The organism is Pseudoruminococcus massiliensis (assembly GCF_900291955.1).
GTDB classification, from domain to species: Bacteria; Bacillota; Clostridia; order Oscillospirales; family Acutalibacteraceae; genus Pseudoruminococcus; species Pseudoruminococcus massiliensis.
In genome coordinates, this window is record NZ_OLMR01000002.1 from 185,894 (window position 1) to 211,170 (window position 25,277).

General features: G+C 37.3%; 24 protein-coding genes, 1 tRNA gene and 2 riboswitches. Of the genes, 11 read left to right on the forward strand and 14 right to left on the reverse strand.

The genetic code is table 11. The features are described from left to right. Nucleotides 1–3: 3 nt before the first annotated feature. Nucleotides 4–189 (reverse strand): DUF951 domain-containing protein, encoded by a 186-nt coding sequence (locus C9914_RS03805; protein ID WP_106763494.1) that lies wholly within the window; start codon nt 187–189, stop codon nt 4–6. A 72-nt stretch (nt 190–261) separates the two neighbouring features. Between C9914_RS03805 and C9914_RS03810 the strand changes: the two genes are divergently transcribed. Continuing rightward, a tRNA-Arg gene (locus C9914_RS03810) sits at nt 262–338 on the forward strand. 22 nt (nt 339–360) lie between these two features. Here the strand turns inward: C9914_RS03810 and C9914_RS03815 are convergent. The 5 genes from C9914_RS03815 to C9914_RS03835 all read right to left on the reverse strand — a co-directional run bounded on the left by C9914_RS03815 (nt 361) and on the right by C9914_RS03835 (nt 6,734). Next, the gene (locus tag C9914_RS03815) at nt 361–1,170 is read right to left on the reverse strand and encodes a YoaK family protein (RefSeq protein ID WP_242972052.1); all 810 of its coding nucleotides are present in this window, start codon (nt 1,168–1,170) and stop codon (nt 361–363) included. 6 nt (nt 1,171–1,176) lie between these two features. After that, nucleotides 1,177–2,190 carry a rod shape-determining protein gene (mreB, locus tag C9914_RS03820; protein WP_106763497.1) on the reverse strand — a complete coding sequence of 338 codons (1,014 nt, stop codon included), beginning with the start codon at nt 2,188–2,190 and terminating at the stop codon, nt 1,177–1,179. Nucleotides 2,191–2,293: 103 nt separating this feature from the next. Further along, nucleotides 2,294–4,519 carry an SF1B family DNA helicase RecD2 gene (gene recD2, locus C9914_RS03825; RefSeq protein ID WP_106763499.1) on the reverse strand — a complete coding sequence of 742 codons (2,226 nt, stop codon included), beginning with the start codon at nt 4,517–4,519 and terminating at the stop codon, nt 2,294–2,296. Nucleotides 4,520–4,626: 107 nt separating this feature from the next. Then, nucleotides 4,627–5,406, reverse strand: coding sequence for a type 1 glutamine amidotransferase (locus C9914_RS03830; RefSeq protein WP_106763500.1), 780 nt, complete (start codon nt 5,404–5,406; stop codon nt 4,627–4,629). Then, on the reverse strand, nt 5,403–6,734 hold the full coding sequence (locus tag C9914_RS03835; RefSeq protein ID WP_022263961.1) for a Mur ligase family protein: 1,332 nt from the start codon (nt 6,732–6,734) through the stop codon (nt 5,403–5,405). The genes C9914_RS03830 and C9914_RS03835 overlap by 4 nt, the downstream gene beginning before the upstream one ends. A 231-nt stretch (nt 6,735–6,965) precedes the next feature. After that, nucleotides 6,966–7,063: riboswitch (SAM riboswitch) on the forward strand. Between the two features lie 94 nt (nt 7,064–7,157). Here C9914_RS03835 and metK point away from each other — a divergent pair. The 4 genes from metK (at nt 7,158) to C9914_RS03855 (ending at nt 10,331) form a co-directional block, all read left to right on the forward strand. After that, nucleotides 7,158–8,351, forward strand: a complete 1,194-nt coding sequence (metK, locus tag C9914_RS03840; protein WP_158707324.1) for a methionine adenosyltransferase — start codon at nt 7,158–7,160, stop codon at nt 8,349–8,351. A gap of 38 nt (nt 8,352–8,389) precedes the next feature. Continuing rightward, nucleotides 8,390–9,040: a flavin reductase family protein gene (locus tag C9914_RS03845; RefSeq protein ID WP_242972053.1), complete on the forward strand. Its 651-nt coding sequence runs from the start codon at nt 8,390–8,392 to the stop codon at nt 9,038–9,040. A gap of 176 nt (nt 9,041–9,216) precedes the next feature. After that, the gene (locus C9914_RS03850) at nt 9,217–9,642 is read left to right on the forward strand and encodes a hypothetical protein (protein WP_106763504.1); all 426 of its coding nucleotides are present in this window, start codon (nt 9,217–9,219) and stop codon (nt 9,640–9,642) included. Between the two features lie 362 nt (nt 9,643–10,004). Beyond that, on the forward strand, nt 10,005–10,331 hold the full coding sequence (locus tag C9914_RS03855) for a hypothetical protein (protein WP_106763506.1): 327 nt from the start codon (nt 10,005–10,007) through the stop codon (nt 10,329–10,331). A 73-nt stretch (nt 10,332–10,404) separates the two neighbouring features. Here C9914_RS03855 and tuf read toward each other — a convergent pair whose 3' ends face one another. The 7 genes from tuf to C9914_RS03890 form a co-directional block, all read right to left on the reverse strand. Beyond that, complete coding sequence (gene tuf, locus C9914_RS03860) at nt 10,405–11,607, reverse strand: elongation factor Tu (protein WP_022263966.1); 1,203 nt, start codon at nt 11,605–11,607, stop codon at nt 10,405–10,407. Between the two features lie 120 nt (nt 11,608–11,727). Beyond that, complete coding sequence (fusA, locus tag C9914_RS03865) at nt 11,728–13,827, reverse strand: elongation factor G (protein WP_106763507.1); 2,100 nt, start codon at nt 13,825–13,827, stop codon at nt 11,728–11,730. A 90-nt stretch (nt 13,828–13,917) separates the two neighbouring features. After that, nucleotides 13,918–14,388 carry a 30S ribosomal protein S7 gene (gene rpsG, locus C9914_RS03870; RefSeq protein WP_022263968.1) on the reverse strand — a complete coding sequence of 157 codons (471 nt, stop codon included), beginning with the start codon at nt 14,386–14,388 and terminating at the stop codon, nt 13,918–13,920. 156 nt (nt 14,389–14,544) lie between these two features. Beyond that, the gene (gene rpsL, locus C9914_RS03875) at nt 14,545–14,970 is read right to left on the reverse strand and encodes a 30S ribosomal protein S12 (RefSeq protein WP_022263969.1); all 426 of its coding nucleotides are present in this window, start codon (nt 14,968–14,970) and stop codon (nt 14,545–14,547) included. 255 nt (nt 14,971–15,225) lie between these two features. Beyond that, nucleotides 15,226–15,459, reverse strand: coding sequence for a Smr/MutS family protein (locus C9914_RS03880; RefSeq protein WP_106763511.1), 234 nt, complete (start codon nt 15,457–15,459; stop codon nt 15,226–15,228). Nucleotides 15,460–15,474: 15 nt separating this feature from the next. Beyond that, entirely contained in the window at nt 15,475–15,954 is a 480-nt protein-coding gene (ybaK, locus tag C9914_RS03885; protein ID WP_106763513.1) for a Cys-tRNA(Pro) deacylase, read from the reverse strand. Nucleotides 15,955–16,143: 189 nt separating this feature from the next. Further along, nucleotides 16,144–16,725: a folate family ECF transporter S component gene (locus C9914_RS03890; RefSeq protein ID WP_106763515.1), complete on the reverse strand. Its 582-nt coding sequence runs from the start codon at nt 16,723–16,725 to the stop codon at nt 16,144–16,146. Between the two features lie 67 nt (nt 16,726–16,792). Beyond that, nucleotides 16,793–16,890, reverse strand: a riboswitch (THF riboswitch). 194 nt (nt 16,891–17,084) lie between these two features. Here C9914_RS03890 and C9914_RS03895 point away from each other — a divergent pair. The 5 genes from C9914_RS03895 (at nt 17,085) to C9914_RS03915 (ending at nt 20,475) form a co-directional block, all read left to right on the forward strand. Beyond that, nucleotides 17,085–18,188, forward strand: a complete 1,104-nt coding sequence (locus tag C9914_RS03895; protein ID WP_106763517.1) for a CobW family GTP-binding protein — start codon at nt 17,085–17,087, stop codon at nt 18,186–18,188. Between the two features lie 27 nt (nt 18,189–18,215). After that, complete coding sequence (locus C9914_RS03900) at nt 18,216–19,157, forward strand: TIGR03943 family putative permease subunit (RefSeq protein ID WP_106763519.1); 942 nt, start codon at nt 18,216–18,218, stop codon at nt 19,155–19,157. 14 nt (nt 19,158–19,171) lie between these two features. Beyond that, entirely contained in the window at nt 19,172–19,429 is a 258-nt protein-coding gene (locus C9914_RS03905) for a hypothetical protein (RefSeq protein WP_106763521.1), read from the forward strand. 183 nt (nt 19,430–19,612) lie between these two features. Then, the gene (locus tag C9914_RS03910) at nt 19,613–20,044 is read left to right on the forward strand and encodes a LytTR family DNA-binding domain-containing protein (RefSeq protein ID WP_106763522.1); all 432 of its coding nucleotides are present in this window, start codon (nt 19,613–19,615) and stop codon (nt 20,042–20,044) included. A 14-nt stretch (nt 20,045–20,058) separates the two neighbouring features. Then, a complete protein-coding gene (locus tag C9914_RS03915) occupies nt 20,059–20,475 on the forward strand; it encodes a DUF3021 domain-containing protein (RefSeq protein ID WP_158707325.1) in 417 nt (138 codons plus the stop codon). Nucleotides 20,476–20,570: 95 nt separating this feature from the next. On the opposite strand, the gene C9914_RS03920 is transcribed toward C9914_RS03915, so the two are convergent. Further along, nucleotides 20,571–22,295, reverse strand: a complete 1,725-nt coding sequence (locus tag C9914_RS03920; RefSeq protein ID WP_106763526.1) for a helix-turn-helix domain-containing protein — start codon at nt 22,293–22,295, stop codon at nt 20,571–20,573. A 231-nt stretch (nt 22,296–22,526) separates the two neighbouring features. Here C9914_RS03920 and C9914_RS03925 point away from each other — a divergent pair, with 231 nt between their 5' ends. Further along, the gene (locus tag C9914_RS03925) at nt 22,527–25,157 is read left to right on the forward strand and encodes an LPXTG cell wall anchor domain-containing protein (RefSeq protein ID WP_158707326.1); all 2,631 of its coding nucleotides are present in this window, start codon (nt 22,527–22,529) and stop codon (nt 25,155–25,157) included. Nucleotides 25,158–25,277 lie beyond the last annotated feature (120 nt).

Sequence of the window (25,277 nt, forward strand, 5' to 3'; positions counted from 1 at the left end):
AAATTAAGCGTCTTCTCTTATAATTTTTTTTATATTTTTTTCAGCCTTAACACGAGGGAGCATTATCTCATGTCCACACTGCTCGCATTTAATCTTGAAATCCATACCGACCCTTAAAACCCGAAAGCGTTTATTTCCACATGGGTGTTGTTTTTTCATTTCAAGAATATCGCCTACACGAACATCCATATTAGTCCTCCTAAATCCGACTTGAACACTAAAATAAATTATGATATAATAATCATTGGTATGCATTTATATATGCCCGTAGCTCAGTTGGATAGAGCGACAGACTCCGACTCTGTAGGCCGCAGGTTCAATTCCTGTCGGGCATACCAATATATTTTAGATAAGGTTTGCTCAGTGTCCCTTTGGAACTCTCTCGAGCATACCTTTTTCTTTTGTACGGTCTGCTCTAAATAAGCCTATGAAAATTATCATCATTATTATAGCTGCTCCCCATATAGCTTTGCCAAGAATAAGTCTGCTAAGAACAGTTCCTACTGCCGCACCTGCAATAAACATACCAAGCATAAATATATGAATTAAAAAGCGTTCTTTAGCTTTTTGGTCCTTTTTCTTTACCCATTTTATAAGATGTACACCTGTTTGTCTAAGATGGTTTGTGCAGAAAGTTGTTGCCATAGGCACACCCTCAGCTTGTCTGAATGTATTATATTGCATAGAGCATATAAAATTTATCGCAATCTGCGAAATCTGAAAAGGGGCTGATTCGGGAACAAACCCAAGTGCTATTAGCACTAAAACCTCAAAGCCTATTAAGCAAGTATCCCATCGCAGAAAATTTATTTTCTTTATTTTCTTTGGCAAAATTTCAGAAATTATTGCTCCAATAAAATATGCTGAAATAGGAATCAAAAGATATGCCGCTTCAAGCCAATTTGCATCTCCGAGTGCTATACCCATAAGAACCATATTACCGGTCTGTGCATTACAGAAAACATTTCCTCTTATAGTATATGTAAACGCACCCATAAAACCGCCGCTCATCATAAGCAGTAAAAATACCCATTTCTTTTCACACTCAAGAAAAAGTTCTTTTTCGTCCTTGATAAGCTTTTTTTCGCCCTCTTTAATTATCTCCTCTTCTTTTTTAATAAATTGTTTTTCTTCTTCTAATAATTTTTGCTTGCGTTTCAACTTCATCATTTCTCCTTAGTATTGCTCACTGATTGGTGAAAGTTCACCTTTTTCAAATGCCTTTATATATTTAAGAGCTTCTCCACAGCCTTTAACAACACAAAGTGAAGGGTTATCCGCAACCCTTACTTTTATTTTAGTGACAGCATTTATAATTTCTGCCATACCTTTGAGTTGTGCTGTACCGCCTGTGAGAATTATTCCATCGGAATATATATCTCCCATAAGCTCAGGTGGGGTTTCTTCTAATACATCTTGCACCTGATACACAATCTCTGTAATAATATCAACTAATATATCAGAAATTTCATAAGAACTTATATCAGCCTGCATAGGCATACCAGTAACACAATTTCTGCCTTTGAGCCTGAAGGTTTTATTTTCTCCGATATTTCCAACACAACCAATAGCTATTTTTGCATTTTCAGCAGTACGCTTACCAATAAGAAGATTATATTTCTTTTTAACATACTTTATAATCTCGTCATCTATGGCATTTCCTGCTTTTTTTATGCTTCGTGAAACTGAAATTCCACCAAGAGAAAGAACAGCTATATCCGTTGTTCCTCCACCAATATCGACAACCATTGAACCGTGTGGGCTTGTAATATCAATTCCTGCCCCCATAGCCGCCGCAACAGGTTCTTCAACAAGACATACTCTTCTTATTCCTGCACTACTTATAGCATTAACTACTGCTCTTTTTTCGACTTCTGTTATTTCGCTTGGAATACAGGCAACAACCTTAGGCATACCTACTTTTCCAATAGAAATATCCGAAAGCATAATCTTAATCATATTTTCTACAAGAGAAAAATCTGTTATAACTCCACCACTTAACGGATACATAGCCGACATACGCTCTGAAGTTCTTCCGAGCATTTCATAGGCTTTTTGCCCTACTGCAATTATAGCATCTGTCATTAGGTCAACAGTTATAACTGATGGTTCATCAACCACTACACCCTTATTAGGCAGAAAAATTCTTGTTCTTGATGTTCCAAGGTCTATTGCTATATCAATCCCCATAAAGGACTCCTTTCTGACGGTAAATAACCGTTCATATCAATATAATGATAAAACTTTTAGTTATCTTAGAGAAGTTTATTAATTCATAATAAAGTAAATTCAGCTACAATTTTTCTTCAAAATCACTATTTTCTGTTTCTGAAAGAAATACTCTTAACCCTGAATAGCGTTTTGTTCTCTTATTATTATTTACCATTGTTTCTATTGTTGACTGTGTACCTACAAGAATAAGTAATTTTTTTGCACGAGTTACACCAGTATAAAGTAAATTTCTATAATAAAGCTGAGGTGCTCCTCTGAACATTGGCATAATTACAGCCTCAAATTCATTGCCCTGGCTTTTATGCACTGTTGTTGCATAGGCAAGCTCTAAATCTCTGACGCTCTCTCTATCATATTCAACAAGCTTATCATCAAATTTAACGCTTACTGTTCCAGCCTTGCTATTTACCCTTACAACAGTACCAATATCCCCGTTGAAAACACCTTCGCCGTCATCGTCATCTCCACGAGTCCAGATAAGGTCATAGTTATTTCTAATCTGCATAACCTTATCACCATATCGCAAAGAATATGTTCCAATGTTCAAATCAAGGTTTGTACCAATCGGTGGATTAAGTACCTCCTGCAATTTTTTATTCAACTCAATCACACCAAGCAAGCCTTTTCTGCCTGGACAAAGCACTTGAATATCTGTCATTGCGGAATAGCCATAGCTTTTCGGAAGTCTATCCTTGCACAAACCAATAATTGTTTCTGTAATTTTATCAGCTGATGAACAGGGCAAGAAAAAGAAATCCTTATTGTGTATATTAAGGTCTGGCATTTCACCCTTTACGATTTTATGTGCATTTGTGACAATAAGACTTTTCATAGATTGACGGAAGATTTCAGTTAAAGCTACAACTGGAACTACACCCGAAGCTATCAAATCTCCAAGAACATTTCCTGCCCCCACGCTTGGAAGCTGGTCGCTATCACCAACCATAATAAGTCGGCAGCCCATAGGCAAGGCACGAAGTACACTTTCAAAAAGCTTTGAATCTACCATAGAAAGTTCATCAAGTACAAGTGCATCACAATCAAGCATATTTCTCTCATCACGCTTGAAGTATGGTTTATCGTGCTTATCCCATTCAACCTCTAATAATCTGTGTATGGTTTTCGCCTCACAACCCGTAAGCTCTGACATTCTGTGTGCGGCTCTTCCAGTGGGAGCGGCACATTGAACTTTTATACCATTATCCTTTAATAAGCTGATAATTGCATTAAGGGTTGTTGTTTTACCTGTTCCAGGTCCACCAGTTAATATGAGAAGTCCACCCGAAATAGCCTCTAAAATAGCTTTTCTTTGAAGTTCGGCATATTTTATACCCTGCTGTTTTTCAAAATTTTCAAGAGCAGATTCTATGCCAACAATTCTCTGAGGCGGAAATTGTTTCATAAGCTTTATTCGTCCTGCGGAATAGGTTTCACTCTTATAAAAATCTGGCAAAAAGATAAACTCTTTTCCTTCAAGCGTATCCTCAATAAGGCTTTTGTCTATAATCATCTTTTCGAGTATCTCGGAAATTCGTTCAGGCTCTGTTTTGAGAAATTTCGCACAAACCTCAATAAGCTTTCCTTTTGGTAAGCAAGTATGTCCGTTGTTGGAATTATATGTGTTTATATATATTATTCCTGCTCTTAATCTGAACTCATAGTCCTGTGCCATATCCATAGATGCGGCAATTCTATCTGCGTGTTCAAAGGATACACCGATTTCATCACAGCAAAGAACATATGGATTTGATTCTATTGTTTCAATAGACCTTGCTCCAAGCTCACGCCAAATCTTAACGCTTATCTCGGGAGGAACATTATACTTATCAAGAAAAACTATAACCTCTCTCATACCAAAAATCTTCTTAAGCTCATTGCTTATCGACATAGCCTTTTCACGAGATATGCCCTTGATTTCAGTCATTCTTAGCGGTTCTTTTTCTATAACCTCAAGAGTATTTTCGCCAAATGTTTCAACCAATCTTCTCGCAGTTGCTGGACCCACTCCCTTTACTGCTCTTGACGAAAGATATTTCAGAATGGCTGTTGAGCCTGTTGGCATTGCTCTTGTGCAAGAGGTTACAGCGAATTGCTCGCCATAGCTTTTATGTGTTTGCCAATGTCCTTGAACTACAATTTCTTCACCAACAGACACCTCTGGCATCATTCCGACAGCGGCAGTTTCACCATCCTCACAAGAAAGATTGAGAACAGTATATCCGTTTGATTCATTACGATAAATTATAGATTCCACCGAGCCTTGAAGCTCTAACAATTCATCGCTCATTTATAAGTTCCTTTCTTAAATTAGCGAGCATAGCTCATAATAAGTTAAAGAAGCTTGTCAACATTATTAAAGTAATTACCAATGAACTACTGATACAGAGGACTCTGTCAGCCTTGCGGATTAAAGCGTTTCATAAGCTCTCTATATGTCAGTTCATAGCCACGATTTTGCGAATCATAGCTTTGCTTTTTAGCGTTTCCGTTTGTAATAAGTGAAATAACATAATCCAGCATTGCAGGATTTTTGACAAGAATAGGTCCTGTAAGATATGTTCCAAGAATATTATTTATGCGTATTCCATCGGATTTATCATTGCGGTTATTGCCTATTCCGTAAACTACATTAAATAATGGATTGAAATTTCCTTTAATAAATCCACATTTATTGACAAAACCAACAAGTGGCTTTTCTATAAAATCCGCCTTGAAAATTACATCACCTGTAATTCTTGTGTCGTTCTTAATAAGTTCTGTATCATTCGGATTAGCCGAAATATACTTTTTATAGCTTTCTCCGCCCTGATATGTGTAAAAGTCAGCAAGCGAAAGAGCCTCAAAGGTATCTCCATTTCTATCGCAGATACTTTTGCCGAGCATTTCGAGAGAATTTCCTGTAAATAACGCTGTACCATTATTTTTGATATAGATTTTCAATTCGTCTTTATGAGAAATAAGGTCAGCAAGTGCAACCTTCTGATTTCTTTCTGTACCTGCTCCGCAATATACGAAATTATAATCTGTAATATTAAAGCTATCGTCCACACTTACCTTATCAAGCTGAACTTCAATTCCAGCATCTTCAAGGTATCTGCACAAAACAGCAATATTTCCATATTCGCCATATAAATTCATTAAATCATGATATAGATGTAAGACTTTAATAATCATAATTTTTCCTCCTTAACAAGACTAAGGAATTTTCCCTTATCTGAGAAACAGGTTATTACATAAAGCTTTCTGTCACTGCTTGTCTTTAGATATTCGGTGGCTTCACCAATATCGCTGAAGGCTTTAATCTTGCTTTCTTCAATGCCCGTAAACGAAAAGCGTGTCTGTAAATCGGCTGAATAAAGTCCTGCAAGAACAATTTCACCAACATTCTTGCTTGAAAGAAGTTCAAAATCAATATCCCATAGCCAAGAAACATCACTTGTGAAATACTTTCGGCTAATAGCGTCAACTATGATAAGTACATCACAGCCCTGCTTATCATTGGCAGCAAGTGTAAGTGATTGGTCATAAGAAACTGAATTTTCGTGCTTTGAGGTAAGCAATGTTCCATGACGCTTATCAAGACTAAATTCTATAACTCGTCCATTTTTAAGAACATAGTTATTTATACTCTTGCAAATAGTTGCATCATCAATTCCCGCAATAGAGCAAACAGAATATGCTGCAAGAATATTATAAACATTATAAAGGCTCTTTAATGCAAGCTTTATTGTTGATTTATCATTTATAGTTATCTCACCCTTGTCAAGGTCTGCGGAAGTAACAGTGAACTGTGTATTATTTCTTTTAAGTCCGCAATTAGGGCAGGAATATTTTCCAATATGATTATAATGGTAGTATTCATAAGAAAGACGCTTTTTACAGTGTGGACAGAAAATTCCGTCATTATATACGCTGTTATTTTTCTCGTGAGAAACGGAAATCTTATCCGCACCAAAGTATATAACATCATCTTTTCCATAACCAAAGCAAGATACAAGCGGGTCATCAGCATTAAGGATAAGCTGTGTTCCATCATGTATGCTATTCTTTAAGCAATCATAAACCCATTCTGGGTGACCATTTCTTGTGAGCTGGTCACGATACAAGTTTGTAATGACATAATGTGTAGGTTTAAAATATTTAAATGTATATTGTGCAAAGCGTTCGTCACTCTCAATTAAAAGAATATCGCTCTTAACCTTACCACCCATTGTGGAATTACAAAGAATAAAGGTTGTTACACCTTCAATCTGGTTAGAACCCTCTTTATTATAAGCAACTGTTTTCCCGCCCTCTTGCAAAATATGTGCTATCATTTCAACAGTCGAGGTTTTACCGTTACTGCCCGTTACCGCAATGATATATTCAGGCATTTTAATCTTTTTAAGAATATTACGGTCAAGTTTCAAAGCATATTTACCAGGAAGACTACTTCCTTTTCCAATCAACTTACCTATAAAATGCAGTAGTTTACAAACAAGAATTACAAAGAAAACACGCATTATCTCACCCTCATTTTTTATTTGAACTTCACCCTTAAAAGCGGTTTATTCTATATTATACCATAATTCGATTTAAATTGGTATACCTAATTTAATGTGCTTTTAATATAATCTAAAAGCTTATTCAACTTATAAAATCAGTATTGATAGAGCAAACTATTATTACCAAGTATAAGTATTGACAAACACTCAATTAGGTGCTATATTAAATTTACAACTTAACAAATTACCAACTTATCAAGAGCGACTGAGGGAACAGGCCCTGTGAAGTCCGGCAACCTGCTTTTTTGTAAGGTGCCAAATCCTGCGGTAAAGCCGAAAGATGAGTAACATAAACTTAGCCGTTCGGTCTTCTGCCGTGCGGCTTTTTAAATGATTAAATCAAAGGCAGTTAAGAATTTTTCTCAAAAGGAGTTATAAATTATGGCAAAGCACTTTTTCACATCTGAATCAGTAACTGAGGGACATCCTGACAAGCTCTGCGACCAAATCTCTGACGCAGTTCTTGACGCAATCATCGAGCAAGACCCTGATGCTCATGTTGCTTGTGAGGTTACTGCAACAACAGGCATGGTTCATGTTATGGGCGAAATATCTACAAGCTGCTATGTTGACATAAACCAAATTGCAAGAAATGTTGTGAATGACATCGGTTATGACAATGCACAAAGTGGATTTAACGGAAATACTTGTGCAGTTCTTACTTCTATTGATTCTCAATCTCCTGATATTGCACAAGGCGTAAATGCTTCTTATGAAGTTCGTGATGGCAAAAGCGACGCTCTTAACCAAATAGGTGCAGGCGACCAGGGAATTATGTTTGGTTACGCTTGTGACGAAACTCCAGAGCTTATGCCTCTTGCAATATCTCTTGCACATAAGCTTGCAAAGCGTCTTACAGAGGTTCGAAAGAACGGTACTCTTAAATATCTTCGTCCTGACGGTAAAACTCAGGTTACTGTTGAATATGATGATGATAAAATCACTCGCATTGATACTGTTCTCATCTCAACACAACACGATGAAGATGTTTCACTCGAAACCATACGCAAAGACCTTGTTAAATATGTTATTGAGCCAATTATTCCTACTGAACTCTATAAGGATACAAGAATACTTGTAAATCCAACAGGCAGATTTGTAGTTGGTGGTCCTGTCGGCGACAGTGGTTTAACGGGAAGAAAGATTATTGTTGACACCTACGGCGGATTCTCTCGTCATGGCGGTGGTGCATTCTCAGGTAAAGACCCAACAAAGGTTGACCGTTCCGCAGCATATGCAGCAAGATATGTTGCTAAAAATATTGTTGGTGCAGGTCTTGCTAAGAAGTGCGAACTTCAGCTTTCATATGCAATCGGTGTTGCAAAGCCAATCTCTGTAATGGTTGATACATTCGGCACAGGCGTCGTATCTGACGATGTACTTTCTAAGGCTGTTTCTAAGGTTTTCGACCTCAGACCTGCCGCAATCATTCGTGACCTTGACCTTCGCCGTCCGATTTATCGTCAGCTTGCCGCTTATGGTCATATGGGCAGAGAAGAACTTGGTGTAGCTTGGGAAAAGCTTGATAAGGTTGACGCTCTCAAAAAGGCGGTTAAACAAGTTGAGGGAAAATAAGTAATCGTAATGTCAAATTAGAAAATGTGTAGGTAAATATGAAAAAGAATTATAGCACTTTGCCTGAATCAATGAAGGACATGGAGATGTATGGCTTTAATTGGATGGAGTTTGTTATCTCTGTCCCATCTCCACTCTACATAATGACTTCATATAAAAGCAATGGACAGCCTAATGCCTGTATGCAGTCATGGACAACATTCACGGGTGGAAAAAATGGTTACTTTGCAATTGTTTCTGCTGTCAGCAAATATGGACATTTATATCGGACACTTCATGAAACAGGTGAAGCTGTCATCAATTTTATGTCTGCCGATTTGTATGATAAGTGTATGTCAACCTGTAAAAACAACGGTTTTGAGATAGATGAAATTAAAACCGCCGGTTTAACTTCTGTAAAAGCAGAAAAGGTAAATGCTCCCCTTATTGATGAATGCTTTATGAATCTGGAGTGCCGTTTCAAATGGGAGAAAGAAATTGCTGAAGGTGATGACTATGTTTTGGTATGTCTCGAAATAGTCAATGTCCATATTGATGAAAATCATATAGACGAAAATAATCTTGGAAGGACGGGAGAAACAGGAATTCTTTACAATATCCATCATCCTATCAATCCGGAAAGTTTCAAAGGTACAGCCCATGATTATGTCGGTACTGTCAAAAAGATACGGGACTATCGCGAGTATTGAGTGATACAATTTTAAACAACATAGGCAACGTAAATTTCAGTTTATAATTACATAAAATCTACGAAATGAGACCTATCGACATTATGTATATAACAAAAGACTGTATATTACAAATTTATGAGGATTACAATGGAAACAAAAGCAGAAATAAGTGAAAAAGCAATAGGAGGTTAAACATGTTTGAGCATAGGTATGGAATCAAATTGAAAAAGACTACTGCGGATGCCACAGCTTTGAAACTGCTCCGTCAATGTTTTCCAACCCAATCTTTTTCGGAACTTCGGGCGAAAATCCAGGCGAATGATTATGTATTTCTTTCTGATATGGAGAAATACCAACATGACGGTGTACGCCAGATGGCAAAACTGCTGCGAGAATTTGACAAGGCGGGCATTGAAACGGAACTGTTTGAGGAGAGCAGATATACTCCGAATCCTTGGAGGGCAGAACCTATGAGCCGGGAATATTTGAAAAATATACTCCAGAGAAATCGGGAGATTACACGACAAGTGCTGGAAGATATTGAGCGTGAAACAGTGGGTTATATTAGTCCAGATGCCAAGAAAGACATTGATAAAGAAATATCTAAAATTCAGAAATAGCACGAGGATGATTCCGCAAGTGTCTGAAAATATGTATGGAATATTCTACTGACTGGCGAGAAGGGCTCATATAAAATGTAGTGGAACACTTGTAGTAGATGGATATGCAGACCTACCTATAAAAGAAAAATTTGAAATTGATAGCTGGATACCTGTGATTGAATCAGTTAAAGATTGGGAAAAGCTTAGACTATAGACATGAATACCAATTCCTGTTTATCTATACAAAACAACTAACCTCACCATTCGAGAAAAATTTACTTGAATGATGGGGTTAGTTTATATAACTCAAAATTTAATGCTTACTTCTCCTATTTGCACCCTATATACAAAATTGAATATTATGGTTATGGGTGATAAATATGCCAGAGATATTTATAGTTTTATTCATAATATTAAGCATTTTTGGACTTGTAAATATAGTAAGAAAAATTATTATGTGGCTCTTAAAATATGATGACGGAGAAATTATAACCGTTATTCCAATTAAAGGGCATTGCGAAAATATTGAATATCGTATTCGCTGCGCATACGAACGGGCAAATTGGTCATCTGAAAATCACCGCATAATATGCCTTGATAAAGGCATGGACGATGAAACACGCATACTCTGTAATAAGATTTGTGACCGCTTTGGGATTGAAATTATCATTTCTCCGACTTTAGTGCAAGCTGTTGAAAATACTTAAAGACAACAAAAATACCCGCCAGTTTCCTGACGGGTATTCTTTATGAAAAATTTAAAGTTTTAACAATTTTAAATTATTCGTTGATAGCAGAAACAACGCCTGAACCAACTGTTCTACCACCCTCACGGATAGCGAAACGGAGGCCTTCTTCGATAGCGATAGGTGTGATAAGCTCAACATCCATATCAACGTTATCGCCAGGCATGCACATCTCTGTGCCCTCTGGAAGAGAGATTGTACCTGTAACGTCTGTTGTTCTGAAATAGAACTGTGGACGATAGTTGTTGAAGAATGGTGTATGACGGCCGCCTTCATCCTTTGTCAAGACGTAAACGTGACCCTTGAACTTTGTGTGTGGGTGAATTGTGCCTGGCTTTGCAAGAACCTGACCTCTTTCGATATCAGTTCTCTGAATACCACGGAGAAGAACACCGATGTTGTCACCAGCCTCAGCGAAGTCGAGAAGCTTTCTGAACATTTCGATACCTGTAACAACAGTTGTTCTCTTCTCGTCTGTAAGACCAACGATTTCAACTTCTTCAGACATCTTAAGTGTACCTCTTTCAACTCTACCAGTTGCAACAGTACCACGACCAGTGATTGTGAATACGTCTTCAACAGGCATAAGGAAAGGAAGGTCACTCTTACGCTCAGGAGTTGGGATATACTCGTCAACAGCGTCCATAAGCTCACGGATGCACTTGTACTCTTCAGCGTTAGGGTCTGTAGAAGTAGAAGTAAGAGCGAGGTATGCAGAACCCTTGATGATAGGTGTATCATCGCCTGGGAAGTCATACTCGTTAAGGAGCTCACGGATTTCCATCTCAACAAGCTCGAGAAGCTCTGGGTCGTCAACTTGGTCAGTCTTGTTCATGAATACAACGATGTAAGGAACACCAACCTGACGAGCGAGAAGGATGTGCTCTCTTGTCTGTGGCATAGGACCATCAGCAGCTGAAACAACGAGGATAGCACCGTCCATCTGAGCAGCACCAGTAATCATGTTCTTAACGTAGTCAGCATGTCCTGGGCAGTCAACATGAGCGTAGTGACGCTTGTCTGTTTCATACTCAACGTGTGCTGTGTTAATTGTGATACCACGAGCTCTCTCTTCTGGAGCGCTGTCGATGTTAGCGTAGTCAACGAAATCTGCATCGCCTTCGAGGTTAAGAACCTTAGTGATAGCAGCAGTAAGAGTTGTCTTACCGTGGTCAACGTGGCCGATAGTACCGATGTTAATATGCGGTTTGTTTCTTTCAAATTTTTCCTTTGCCATTTGAATTTTCCTCCTATACTATAAATATAATACACTGCATTTGCATATTGGATTCATTTTACCAATAAATCATGAGAAATGCAAGTGTTTTAATAAAAATAGACTAAAATTTACATAAAATTAATCCTTTTTATTTCTTGCGGACATAATTTCCTCAGCAATGCTCTTTGGAACCTCTGCATAGTTGCTTGGCTCCATAACATACTGACCACGGCCCTGTGTCTTAGAACGCATATCAGTAGCATAACCAAACATCTGAGAAAGTGGAACCATAGCGTTGATTCTCTGTGCACCTGCAACAGCCTCCATGCCCTGGATCATACCACGGCGGGAGTTAAGGTCACCGATAACATCGCCCATATATTCCTCAGGAACGATAACTGTAACCTTCATAATCGGCTCGAGAAGAACAGGGTCTGCCTTTCTCATAGCTGACTTGAATGCCATAGAACCGGCAATCTTAAATGCCATTTCTGAAGAGTCAACCTCATGATAAGAACCATCATAAAGTGTAACCTTAACATCAACAACATTATAGTTTGCAAGAACACCAGAAAGCATAGCACCCTGGATACCTTGGTCAACTGCTGGGATATATTCCTTAGGAATAGCACCACCAACGATTGCATTGACGAACTCATAGCCCTTGCCTGGGTTCGGCTCAATTCTAATCTTAACATGACCATACTGTCCTTTACCACCAGACTGTCTTGCATACTTCTCGTCAACCTCTGCTGTTGTGCGGATTGTTTCCTTGTATGCAACCTGTGGCTTACCAATATTAGCTTCAACCTTAAACTCACGGAGAAGTCTGTCTACGATGATTTCGAGGTGAAGCTCACCCATACCAGCGATGATAGTTTGTCCTGTTTCTTCGTCTGTATAAGCCTTGAATGTTGGGTCTTCTTCTGCAAGCTTTGCAAGAGCAATACCCATTTTTTCCTGACCAGCCTTAGTCTTAGGCTCGATAGCAACACGGATAACTGGGTCTGGGAATTCCATAGACTCGAGGATAACTGGAGCACTCTCTACGCAAAGTGTATCACCAGTTGTTGTGTTCTTAAGACCAACAGCTGCTGCGATGTCACCTGCATAAACTGTTTCAATATCCTGTCTGTGGTTAGCGTGCATTTGAAGAATACGACCGATACGCTCTGTATTGCCCTTTGTAGAGTTATATACGCTTGAACCTGCGTTCAATGTACCTGAATAAACTCTAAAGAAGCAAAGCTTACCAACATATGGGTCAGTAGCAATCTTAAATGCAAGAGCTGCGAATGGCTCTGTATCAGATGAAAGACGCTCTACTTCTTCCTCTGTATCAGGATTGATACCCTTGATAGCAGGAACATCAACAGGAGAAGGCATATAATCGACAATAGCGTCGAGAAGCTTCTGTACGCCCTTATTTCTATAAGAAGTTCCGCATGTAACCGGAACCATGTGGTTAGCGATTGTAGATTCACGGATAACTCTCTTGATTTGCTCTGTTGTTGGCTCTTCGCCCTCGAGATATTTCTCAAGAAGTTCTTCGTCCTGCTCTACAACATGCTCGATAAGCTCGCTTCTATATTTCTCAGCAAGCTCCTTCATATCTTCAGGGATTTCCTCAACCTTCATATCTTGGCCCATATCATCATAATAGACATCAGCCTTCATCTCTACGAGGTCGATAATACCCTTAAAAGTATCCTCAGCACCGATAGGAAGCTGAATTGGAACAGCATTACACTTAAGGCGATCCTTCATCATTTCTACAACACGGTAGAAGTCCGCACCCATAATATCCATCTTATTGACATATACCATGCGTGGAACGCCATATTTGTCAGCCTGTCTCCAAACAGTTTCGGACTGAGGCTCAACGCCACCCTTTGCACAAAGAACTGTTACAGAGCCATCGAGAACTCTCAAAGAACGCTCAACCTCAACTGTAAAGTCAACGTGTCCTGGGGTGTCTATGATATTGATTCTGTGCTTACCCTTATCGTGGTTGCTTCCGCTCCAGAAGCAAGTAGTAGCAGCAGATGTAATTGTAATACCTCTTTCCTGCTCCTGTACCATCCAGTCCATAGTAGCAGAGCCATCATGAGTCTCGCCGATTTTATGGTTGATACCGGTGTAGAAAAGGATACGTTCTGTTGTTGTTGTTTTACCAGCATCGATATGAGCCATGATGCCGATATTACGAGTCATTTCAAGTGAAACTTGTCTTGCCATCTTTGTATCCTCCTTAATGTTTTGTCGTAAGTCTTCTGCTTACGCATACTGTCCTCAGCTTGCGGATATTAAGCCGAATAGAGTACGCAATTACCATCTGTAATGTGCGAAAGCTCTGTTTGCTTCTGCCATCTTGTGAGTATCCTCACGCTTCTTAGCAGCACCGCCGGTTCCGTTGACAGCATCAAGGATTTCTCCGGCAAGTCTTTCTCTCATTGTCTTTTCAGATCTAAGTCTTGAATACTTAGCAATCCAACGAAGACCAAGTGTCTGTCTTCTCTCAGGTGAAACCTCGATAGGTACCTGATAGGTAGCACCACCAACACGGCGAGCCTTAACCTCCAAAGAAGGCATAACATTTTCCATAGCCTGCTCAAAAACCTCTAATGGCTCCTTGCCTGTCTTCTCGGAAATAATATCAAAAGCACCGTAAACGATTTTCTGGGAAACACCCTTCTTTCCGTCATACATGATGTTGTTGATAAGACGAGTGACGAGCTTTGAGTTATACACTGGATCAGGCAGGACATCTCTCTTAGCAATTTGACCTCTTCTTGGCACTTTACTTCCCTCCTTCATAATGATGAATTCTTAGGTACTCGAAAGGATTTTGTTCTTCCGTTTGCCATACAGAGGCTATATATAAAAATACATCTCTGTATTGCATAATCAATTAAACATTTATCCTTAGAGAATTTTCTTTCGCTCTATGCGAAATTATTTTGCAGCTCCAGCCTTTGGACGCTTTGCGCCATACTTAGAACGGGACTGCATACGCTTTGCAACGCCCTGTGCGTCAAGCGTACCTCTGATAATGTGGTAACGAACACCAGGAAGGTCCTTTACACGTCCGCCTCTGATGAGAACGACGCTGTGCTCCTGAAGGTTATGACCTACACCAGGAATGTAGGAAGTAACTTCGATACCGTTAGAAAGTCTTACTCTGGCAATCTTTCTGAGAGCTGAGTTAGGCTTCTTAGGAGTAGCTGTCTTAACCGCTGTGCAAACGCCTCTCTTTTGTGGAGAGTTTTGGTCAATAGCTACACGCTTCTTAGAGTTCCAGCCTTTACGGAGTGCAGGAGCCTTAGCTTTCTTTTCAGAAACCTCTCTGCCCTTGCGTACCAATTGGTTAAATGTTGGCAATCAAATCCACCTCCTTGCTCAAAATATATATGTTAAAGAGCCTGATTATTATGGCTCTATAACAAGCAAAATATGCGAAAACTGGGATTTTATTTTCCAGATTTCAGTCAGCAAACAATAGTCGCCCACAATTTATGATTTTAACACAGCCAAATATATTTTGTCAAGCACTAATCTACTTAAAATCAAGATTTTTCTTAATCTTTACATATAAAAAGCTCATCACCAAAGTGATGAACTTTTCAAAATATATTCTTATCTCTTAATCACAAAGATAGTAACACCTTGATTAAGTCCTAATATTTTTCTCTCTATTTTAGCATTAGAATATTTACTCACCATATTTCTAAGAGCCATTCCACCACGATAACCATGTATCACAGAAACCTCCCTTACATCTTTTGGTAAGGTTTTTAGTGTAGAAGTTATAAGACTTCTCGCACTTTCAACAGTATGGCCATGCAAGTCTATTTCTATTGAGTAAGGCATAGCTTTCACCTCTGCTTAATCCGCTGTAATTTCAGCAGTTTTTGCACCAACAATTTCAATTAAATCCTTTGGTGCAAGCTCTATCTGATAACCTATCTTTCCTGCACTTACTATGATTGTTTCTATATTCTCGGCGGACTTATCAAATACTGTTACAAATTGCTTTTTCATTCCGATAGGTGAACAGCCTCCTCTGATATATCCCGTAACCTTATTTATATCCTTAACATGAATCATTTCAACATGCTTTTCGCCAACAGATTTTGCCGCCCTTTTTAAATCAAGCTCCTTTAATACAGGAACTACAAAAACATAATAATCTCTGCCCGCACCCTTTGTAACCAATGTTTTGAAAACCTGTTCTGGATTTTGTCCCATCTTTTCCGCAACAGCTGCACCATCAATAGCTCCGTCACTATGGTCATAGGTATGTGCTTTATATGTAATCTTTGCTTTATCAAGAATACGCATAACATTTGTCTTAAATTCTGACATACTATTTCAATCCTTTCAGCTTTAAATCAACTTTACATTATAATAAAATTTAATGGTGACTTTGTCAATATTTTTAGAATTGTTATATTAAGCTTTGATTATATAACAAAAAGGACATCAAACACACTCTTATAAAATGCGTCTGATGTCCTTTATGGGAGTTGAAAATATTAATAAATATAGAAAATTTTATGTATTAACTTCTGTCATACGCTTTACAAATTTAATCTTATCCATAGCTTTAAGCATTGCTGTAATAACAACAAGCTTCACTATGGTCATTGGTATTATCTGAACAAAAAGGCGTGAAACAAGGGTAGAAAAATAGAATGCAAAGAAATCTGTTTCATTACCTTTATAAAGTATCGTCAACCACAATGGTGTAATAAACAAGCTAAAAACAAACTCTGATATAAGTACCGAAATTAAAATTCTTATAAAGCTATCACTCTTTTTAAGAAAAAATCCAAATACAGCACCTACAAGCATAGCCGAAATCGTAATCGGCGGAAACCATATTCCAACAGGGCGGAATATAACTCCGATAATATCTCCGATACCTGCTACTTCTGCAGCACCTACCGCACCATAAAGTCTTGCGGCAATAACTACTGGAATAAATGAAAAACTTATTTTGATATTCCACACCTGAAATGTAAGAAATTGTGAAATTACAAACTGGGCGGCAATAAGAATTGCAAATACTGCCATTGTTTGTGTTGATAGCTTAGCTTTGCGACTTTTTGTTTCATTCAATTTGTTTTTGAACATAAAAAAACCTCCTTATTTTTACAGAATCGCTGTAATGAAATAAGAAGATTACTTCTTTACATTATCAAACAGCGGGATGCAGACTGCGTACCGCAAGAAATTCTTTTCGTTCATACGACAACTCCCCGTTCGTATGACACTTAACGCACACAATCTTACTCTGTAACTAATACTATACACCCTCAAATACATTTTGTAAAGGAAATCTTCTGGCAATGGTTTTATATTTTATATGACACTTGAAATTGTGTTTTTGCGAATACTTGCTATTATCGCAAAAAAGGTATATAATAAAGATTAGGCAAATTTTATAGCACACAAACTATAATATGCAAATTTCTTAGAAGAAGGGATTCTTTATGACTAAAATTGATATTTTTTCAGGCTTTCTCGGTGCAGGAAAAACTACACTTATCAAAAAGCTTATCGAAGAAGCCTTTAAGGGCGAAAAGCTCGTTTTAATTGAGAATGAGTTCGGCGAAATCGGCATTGACGGCGGTTTCCTCAAGGAGGCTGGCGTGCAGATTAACGAAATGAATTCTGGCTGTATCTGCTGTTCTCTTGTTGGTGATTTTGAAAAGGCTCTCGGCAAGGTTCTTGAGGACTACGCTCCTGACAGAATCATCATCGAGCCTTCAGGCGTTGGTAAGCTTTCAGATGTTATTAAGGCTGTTCAGGCTGTCGTAACAGATAAGGTTTGCCTTAACGGTTTTGTTACAGTTGCAGACGCTACAAAGTGCAAGATGTATATTAAGAATTTTGGTGAGTTTTATCTTAACCAAATCGAATATGCAAGCACTATCGTTCTCAGCAGAACTCAAAATCTTTCACAGGAAAAGCTTGATGCCGCTCTCGCCCTTATTCGTGAGCATAATAGCAAAGCAAGAGTTGTTACAACTCCATGGAGCGAAATCTCTGGTAAAAACATTCTTACAGCAATCGAAGGTGACAATTCCTTCACAGAGGACCTCCTCAAAGAGGCTGAAGTTTGCCCAACCTGTGGACATCATCACCATGACCACGATGAGCATGACCATGAGCATTGCCACCACGACCACGATGAGCATGACCATGAGCATTGCCACCACGACCACGATGAGCATGACCACGAGCATTGCCACCATGACCACGATGAGCATGACCACGAGCATTGCTGTCATGACCATAACGGACATCATCACCATGCTGATGAAGTATTCACAAGCTGGGGCAAGGAAACTGCAAAGCACTTCACAAAGGAAGAAATTGAAAAAATTCTCTCTGCTTTGAATGATACTGAAAAGTATGGTTTCATACTTCGTGCAAAGGGCATTGTTGCAGGTGAAAACGGTGAATGGATTCACTTTGACTTCGTTCCTAAGGAATCAAATGTAAGAAATGGTTCTGCTGACTATACTGGCAGGCTTTGTGTTATCGGTTCTAAACTTAATGAGGCTGCTCTTGCTGAACTTTTCGATTGCTAAGAGATTTTCCCGAAAGGATTTGATTAAATGACTATACCTGTTTATCTGTTTTTGGGATTTCTTGAGGGCGGAAAAACTAAGTTCATTCAAGAATCTATGTCTGACAAACGCTTTCACGATGGCGACAGAACACTTATTGTTGTTTGTGAAGAGGGTATCGAGGAATTCGATACATCTAAATTCCATGGTGGAAATGTTACAATAGCAGTTATAGAGGACGAAGCCGAGCTTAATGCCAAGCACCTCGAGGAACTTCGCAAAAAGTGCAGAGCTGAAAGAGTTCTTATCGAATATAACGGTATGTGGCTTATTCAACAGCTTGCCGAAGCACTTCCTAAGAACTGGCAAATCTATCAAACAATGATGATGCTTGATGCTACAACATTTGATATTTATAATGCTAATATGCGTCAGCTTATGATAGATAAATTCTCCGCCGCAGAAATGATTGCAATAAATCGTTGTGAGCCTGGTGTTGATAAGGCTAAATTCCATAATGCAGTTCGTGCATTGAATCGCCGAGCAAGTATTGTTTTTGAATATAAAGATGGTTCTATCGAGCCAGACGACATCAAGGACGAATTGCCATTTGACCTTAAAGCACCTATTGTTGAGATTAAGGACGAGGATTTCGGTATACTTTATCTTGACGCTATGGACGAGCCTGATAAGTATGATGGTAAGATTATCAGCTATACGGGCATTGTTGCAAAATCCCCTAAGCTTCCTAAAAATACCTTTATCGCAGGGCGCTTCTGTATGACCTGCTGTGCTGAGGATATAAATTATATTGGCTTTGTCTGCAACTCAAATACTGACCTCAAGCTTAAAAATAAAGGTTGGTATAAGGTTAAAGCTAAGATTAAGGTTGAGAATAATTCAGCTTATCAAGGTGTTGGTCCTGTTCTATATATTCTTGCAGTTGAACCGGGCAAAAAACCTGACGAAGAGCTTGTTTACTTCACCTAAGGAGCGATTCAGATATGATATGCGACGATATGCCGCTCTTACTATGGTTTCAGTGTGATAATCCATTTTCTGAAAGCGAAGAAAATTTTCGCTATTGTCTTTCACCAAAGGATAATGACGAAAAAGAACGCACTCTACTTTTAGAAATTTGGACTGGAAAGTTTTGCAAGGAAAAAAGCGAAATTTTATATAGCAAAGAATTTCCTATGAGTGATGATGGAATTCAAGAGGCTGTCACTGTTATCAAAGAAAAATTAAATACTATCGCTTAAAATTTTAATCCGCCTTTGGTATTTATATCAAAAGCGGATTTTTATATAAAACTAAAAATCAATTAACTCCTTCAGCTCTCGATATTTGAATTTCAGCAGCAAATATATACCTCTTAGCGTAATTTTGCTGACAACAAAACTTCATTTATATATAATAATATCAAAAGAAAGGAGGTTTTAAAATTGAACATTCGGATTGAAATAATCGACACAAATAAACCTTATGCGGTTATATATACAAATAAAATTACACCAGAGGTTCAACAGGCGGTTTCATTACTTGATACTAAATCAGAACTTATCACCGCAAATGATGATGAAAAAATCATTATTATTCAACCCACAGAAATTTATATGATTCGTATTGAAAATTCAGAAACTATTATTTATTGCGAAAGCCATAAGTACCGCTCTAAGAAAAGGCTTTATGAGCTTTTATCATTACTTGGCAAAGATTTTATGCAAATCTCAAAAAGTGCAGTAATAAATCTTAAACAAATTGATTTTGTTGAACCATCATTCAGCGGTATGATGAAACTTTTTCTAAAAAACAAACAAAGCGAATATATCTCAAGAAAATATTTGTCTGAATTTAAGAAATATCTTGGTTTATGAGAGGAGTTTTATTTATGAAAAAATTTTTAGGAAGAACTTTTTTAGGAATTGCTTGGGGCTGTACTATAAACTGCCTTGTTATGCTTATAATATCATTTTCAGAAGGCAAAATTTATTTTACTGCGAATGAATATCTCAAACAGCTTATCTGTTCAGCAGTTGTTGGAATAGCATTTGCATTGCCAACTTTTATATATGAAAACGAAAAGCTCTCACAAGGAATAAAGTGTCTTATTCACCTTGGCATCGGCTTTATTATTTATTTTATTACTGCCTTTATTGCTGGTTGGCTTCCAATTAGTTTAGGCATAGGAATAGTTATAAGTTCTGTTTTAATTATGATTGCACTATCATTTGTAATTTACTTTTTCTTTTGGCTTTATTATAAAAACGAAGCTAAAAAGATAAACCAAAAAATAAAAAACCATTAAAATAAGTCTTAAATTTTTTTAATTTATGTCATATTAAAAATCCTATCTATTAAAGCAATAAATTGCCCAATAGATAGGATTTTCTTATATATAAACTAACTTTCCTGCATTGGTGGAGTAAAATTCTCTATTGCCTCTCTAAGCTTTGGGTGATGAATTATAAAATGAATTGCTGGAGATTTTCCCTTAGAAATCATAACCCACTGCCCTTGATGTATTATTATCTGCAAGTTGCGGAAAGTATGTGCAGATGTCTGCTTAAAAATATAATTTGGGTGTTTTTCTGCATACTTCAGGCTTTGCTTTAAATGTTCAAGATAGTCTTTGTATGTATACAGTATATCATTCTCGTAAAACATTCCGGAAAGAGAGAGCGACATAGGATAGTTTTCAAATTCTTCTTTAGTTATATAAGGAATTTCGTCCTCAATGATATTATTTTTAAGAATTTGCCCTGCAATATTTCTTTGTTGTTCAGCATAAGACATTATATTCTGTTTATCTGCTTCCGAAAGAGAATGTTTTTCTAAAAACTTCTTTAAATAATTCTCCTCCATAGTATAAAGTGGTAGTGAAGATAAAATACTTCTTCTCTTTCCTTCTGTGTGAACATCTGAAAATAAAAAAGCATTCAATGCACTTACACTATCCTCTCTATAAATATCCATAAGGGAATGTGCATTGCTTAACAGTTCGTTCGCTCTCTTATTATAATAGGCAACCTCGTCCTTAGATTTTGTAAGGTAATACTTTCCGTCACTATGATAACCAGAAATAGCCTCACCAGATAATGCAACTGTTCCTGATACTTTAAGGAAATGCAAAAAAACGCTATTCTGTATACCTTTTATATAATATGGCGAAATCTGACCTGTCATATACATAGGTATATAGCTTTCAAGCCCGAGCATCATTTCTGAAAACGGTCTATCAACATTATGTATCATATTTAAGTGCAAGCCTTTTTTTAGCATCATAGCCATACCAAACATCCATTTTTTAGGAAAATCTGCGTCCTTAGCCATACTTTCCATTGGCATATCACTATACATTATAACTTGTTCCATAGATTTAGAAAGAACTGTTGCCTTGAGAAAATCAAGCTCACTCTGCATCATATTTTTTAAACCAAAATAGCTTTTTGATGTCGGAAGCTGAAACGGCAATGTTGGTACTTTTAGTTCATCAAAATGTATCGCTTTAATATATTCATTTAAATCAAATTCATTTAGCTTATCTAAAAAATTTGATATGTTATTATCACTCTTGCCTTTTATAAGCCATTCTTTTAATTTTTCAAAACGCTTTGAATTATCAGAAAGTTCTTCTTTTGAACATTCCAAAAGTTCAGAAAGTATTTTTATCTGAGAATCGTTCTCTACTTCTTTCGCAACACAGCATGCAACACCCTCTGCAAATTTAACAGGCTCAGCAGGCTGACGAGAACCACTCTTTATTCTGAATATTGTTGAAGAATCATAGTTTATATATTTGCAAAGCTTTGATACATTTATATTCATTATTGAAATCAATGTATTAAAATTTTTTCTTAATTGCTCTCTATCTGCTGTACTTACATCATCACATTCAAGAAAAGAATCTATAACTGATTTTTTTGTTATATTAGGTTGTTTATTTTCTGCTAATATAACAATAGCTTCACAAATCCTTTCCAAAGCCTCGCTATTAATTTCAGGCACACGCTCACCAGAACGATAGCGACTGATAGTAGAGGGTGATAAACCCGAAACCTTACATAAATCCTTAGCAGTACAATTTATAATTTCTATATAATCATTAAGTCTTTCATTAAATTCCATCTTATAAACCCCACACTTCTATATAATTATACACCCCATGTTAAATTATAAAAGTTATTTTCCAAATTGGAAAGTGACATTATGGAAATAATTCACTACACTATAATATCTTATAGTATAATAAAAGTGTAAAAATTTCAAGCCTATGGAGGTGTATTTTAGCTATGGTAACTAAAACTTAAACTAAACAAAGCTAAAATAAATTATTTAGTAAAGCGAGGTTGAGAAAATATGAAAAAAACATCAATCAAAAAAACAAACCAAGTGCTGTCGGTTTTGTTATCGTCTTGTATGCTATTATCAGCTACCACAGCGGCTTCGGCTACTTTAGTAACTGACACTACACAAAATGAACAAATACAAACAAATCTTCCGCCCGAACATACTCCAAAAACATGGACGCTGACCCATGAATTGGGAGGACCTTTTAATTATGTCATTATGCCAGGTGACAGTGTAGTATATAAAGGTGAAACAAAACATTCTATAGAAAAAGGCTTATATGGTCAAGATGTTGCATGGACTAGTGTAGATGCAGGATTCAGCATAAAAAAATATGATACCACATATCTGAAATCAAACTTACCTGAAATTGAATTTACAACAACTGAATGCCGAAATTATGATAGTATTGATGGAGAAAATACTCAAAAAGGTGATATGGTAAAAACCAATACCGGATTTACCAACAATACTGGTAAGATTCTTAGACTATGGTGTACTGGATCTGGAGGTATTGCTGGATATAATATATGGAGTGCAGAAAATAATGTTGTTCAAGTTGCAGGCGTAGTTTTTCGTGAAGCATATGTAACCTTAGAAGCATATGAACCTGAATATAATTTCTCATATGATTTACAAGGCGGTACAGTTCAAGTAGAAAACCTGCCAGATAAATATTATATAACTAATGAAGACTATACTCTTAATATTCCTGCACCTACAATGGCAGGCGAACATTTCTACCGCTGGAGCGGAAGTATTCCATGGGGAAATAGTGCAACTATTTATCCTACTGGTAAGGCAAAAGGACAATCATACACTGATTTCACCTGGAGTTTGGATGATAATTCGTTGGGTACTTGTGATTTTAAAGATTCCGAATTAGTTGCAAACTATCAACCAGGCTTCACTATGAGTTTTCATGGTATGAAGGGCACAGTAAATAATCAAAGTGATTATATTTACGAAATTGACAAAGAATATAATAAGGAAAAAGATGTCACTGAATATATAGGTTTTGATGAAACTGATTTGGACATTTCCAGAAATGGCTATACCTTTGCAGGCTGGTATCTTGATTCCGATTATACTCGTCCATTCTATGGTCTTAATGATGACCGCACCTATGATATGAATGGTGATGGTGTATATGATTATAAGGATAAAGGCGAACCTTTTGAGGGTAGTAACTGGAATATGGATTTATATGCCAAATGGGAGTCTGCTAAAGCGCCTGAAATAACCGAAGGCTCAAAGCAAACATGGATAAAGGCTTCAAACGAAGGAGCAAGCTTCCGCTCTGATGCTGAATATGATGATTTTATCAAAGTTACTATTGATGGTGCAGACCTCTCAACAGAGAATTATACTGTTGAATCAGGAAGCACTATTGTAAAACTTAAAGCCTCATATCTCGAAACTCTTACTATTGGCAAACATACAATCGCAATTGTATCTGAAAGTGGTACGGCTGAAACAGAGTTTTCTGTTGAAACACAAAAGACCGATGTAGACACAACTATTGCTTTTAACCCAGGTGGGACTTGGATACTTATAAGTCCTGGCAATAAAGTAGACAGCAACCATTGCGCCTATGGTGAGTTAACACTCGATTCAGACCAACAATATGAAATTATAAACGAATTTTGGGTTCGTGACGATGGCAAAGTAAACTCTTCATCAGGCAAACATGAATACGATATATTTGAATCTGGTCGCAGCTACACTTATGGTATGGAACTTAAAGCAAAAGACGGATATAAGTTCAATAAAACTGCCAAATATCTGATTAAAGACTCTTGGCATTTTGAAGATATAGATGATGCAATTTGCACTGTTTCTGAAGATGAAAGTATTCTTACCATAAAGAATATGCACACAACGACATTTGAATCTCTTGACAATTACAAAGTAATTGATACGATAGAGGTTAACAATGCTACACTGACATTCAATGTGGGTGATGCTCCTAAATTTACAGGCAAAGAACCCGAAAACAGTAAATATAGTATTGTAGAATATTGGCGTGATAATGTCAATGGTGAAGGTATATGTACAAGTCCATTCTTCAATCAGGCTTTTGAAAAACATATTGAGAAATTCAAGTCAGGCGTCAACTACGAATACAGTATATATTTTAGAATAGATGGAGACGCATGGGAAGAAGGTTATCGCTTAGCTGATAGTGTTACGATTAAAATTAACGGAAAAGACATAGATTTCAATATTGAAGATATTGATTATAACGCTAGTGTCGAAGCTTGGACTTCCAATCTTATCTCTATGACGCCAACAGAAAACACTGACCCAGATAACCCATCTAATCCTGAAAAGCCAAACAAACCTGGTGAACCATCTACACCAGATAACCCAAGCAATCCTGGCGAACCAGCTACACCTGATAAACCAAGCAATCCTGGCGAACCAGCTACACCTGATAACCCAAGCAATCCTGACGAACCAGCTACACCTGATAACCCATCTACCCCGAGCATTCCTAATAATTCTTCCAATCAAAATGGAAACGTTCCTCAAACTGGTGCAGACAATATGATTATATGGTTTACACTTGGTTTAATCTCAAGTACCTCTATTATTGCAATAGCAATGTATAGAAAAAGAAAAAAATCCTCTAAGTAATTTGATATAACTTTCCCCGAGTTAAGGGCAGGAGGGTAGAAAAATATTCCAGTGGAATGTTTTTCGTAGGGAACTCTATCAAGGGTTTTCTATTCAACTAATGTTACTGATAAGAAAAAT